3 protein-coding genes are annotated in these 1,158 nt (G+C 51.6%); 2 read left to right on the forward strand and 1 reads right to left on the reverse strand.

Annotated elements, in window-relative coordinates; all coding sequences use genetic code 11:
* Both KDK17_RS09160 and KDK17_RS09165 read left to right on the forward strand, forming a co-directional pair.
* Positions 1 to 201, forward strand: a 201-nt coding sequence (locus tag KDK17_RS09160) for a CidA/LrgA family protein (RefSeq protein ID WP_257287907.1), incomplete at its 5' end; no start/stop codon positions are given.
* Entirely contained in the window at positions 177 to 920 is a 744-nt protein-coding gene (locus KDK17_RS09165) for an LrgB family protein (RefSeq protein ID WP_257253048.1), read from the forward strand. The genes KDK17_RS09160 and KDK17_RS09165, both read left to right, overlap by 25 nt.
* Positions 921 to 952: 32 nt before the next feature.
* Here the strand turns inward: KDK17_RS09165 and KDK17_RS09170 are convergent.
* Positions 953 to 1,158: TonB-dependent receptor (locus KDK17_RS09170; RefSeq protein WP_257287908.1), on the reverse strand; the 206-nt coding region annotated here is incomplete at its 5' end.

Raw genomic sequence — 1,158 nt, forward strand, 5'->3', positions numbered from 1 at the left:
TCCTGGGTTGAAACGGGTGCCGGTTTTATAATTCGCTGGATGTCCCTGTTATTTGTGCCCATCGGGGTCGGTGTCGTCGATCAGCTGAACCTGCTGGCCAGCAGCCTTGGTGCTCTTCTGCTGACCAGTCTGCTGGGGACAGTGTTGGTTATGGCCGTTTCCGGTTGGTTGTTTCAATGGCTGGAGCGTACCCGACAATGACCTTGTTCCCGATAGTTACGATCACTCCGATGAAGGGCCTGCTCTATTGTTCTATGACGGTGGTAGTCTACCTGACGGCCTGGCAGCTTCATAATCGTTTCAAGTATTCAATGCTCAATCCATTATTGGTCAGCATTCTGGTAGTCGTGGGTATTCTTCTTGTCGGAAACATTCCTTACTCCGACTACGAACAAGGAGGTGACTGGCTAAGCAATCTGCTTGGCATCGCGGTTGTCGCTCTGGGAGTGCCTCTTTATCAACAGATGAGAGATATTCATCGGGAGCTGACCGGTGTGATTCTGGTGGTTTTTGTCTCCAGCCTTTTTGCCCTTGTCAGCACAGTTATACTGGCGGTCCTGGCGGGTGCCGATGGTCAGGTCGCTCTTTCTCTGGCTCCCAAATCGGTCACAACACCGATTGCTGTGTTGATTGTGGATAACCTGAACGGTGTCCCCTCTCTTGCCGCTATCGCTGTGATCCTGACGGGCTTGATGGGTGCTATTTTTGGCTTGCCACTACTCTCATTATTGAAAATCACTGATCCCAAAGCCAGAGGTATCGCCATGGGCACGGCCTGCCATGCATTGGGCACTGCGAGGATGGTACAAAGTTCATTGAAGGAAGGCGCCTATAGCGCGCTGGCGTTAGTACTTTCTGCCAGTATCAGTGCCCTGATGGCTCCCTGGCTGGTACCCTGGGTTCTTGGCTGGTTGAATTAAACAGCCGGGTTTTGCCCGGCCGCTTTTTCTGCTTAATACTCCACTCGATAACTCAGTGTGTAAGCACGACCTTCTGCCTTATGAGCACTAATGCCATTGTAGGTGTCTCCTGCCCACTGGCTGTAGACCGTTTCGTAGTCTTCATTCAACAGGTTGGTAATCCCTGCTTTCAGAGTGCCCACTGGCATAGCGAAGGAAGCCAGCAGATCAAGGGTGGTATAACCATCAACCTCATAAC

The organism is Endozoicomonas sp. SESOKO2, assembly GCF_024606245.1.
In the GTDB taxonomy this organism is placed as follows: Bacteria; Pseudomonadota; Gammaproteobacteria; order Pseudomonadales; family Endozoicomonadaceae; genus Endozoicomonas_A.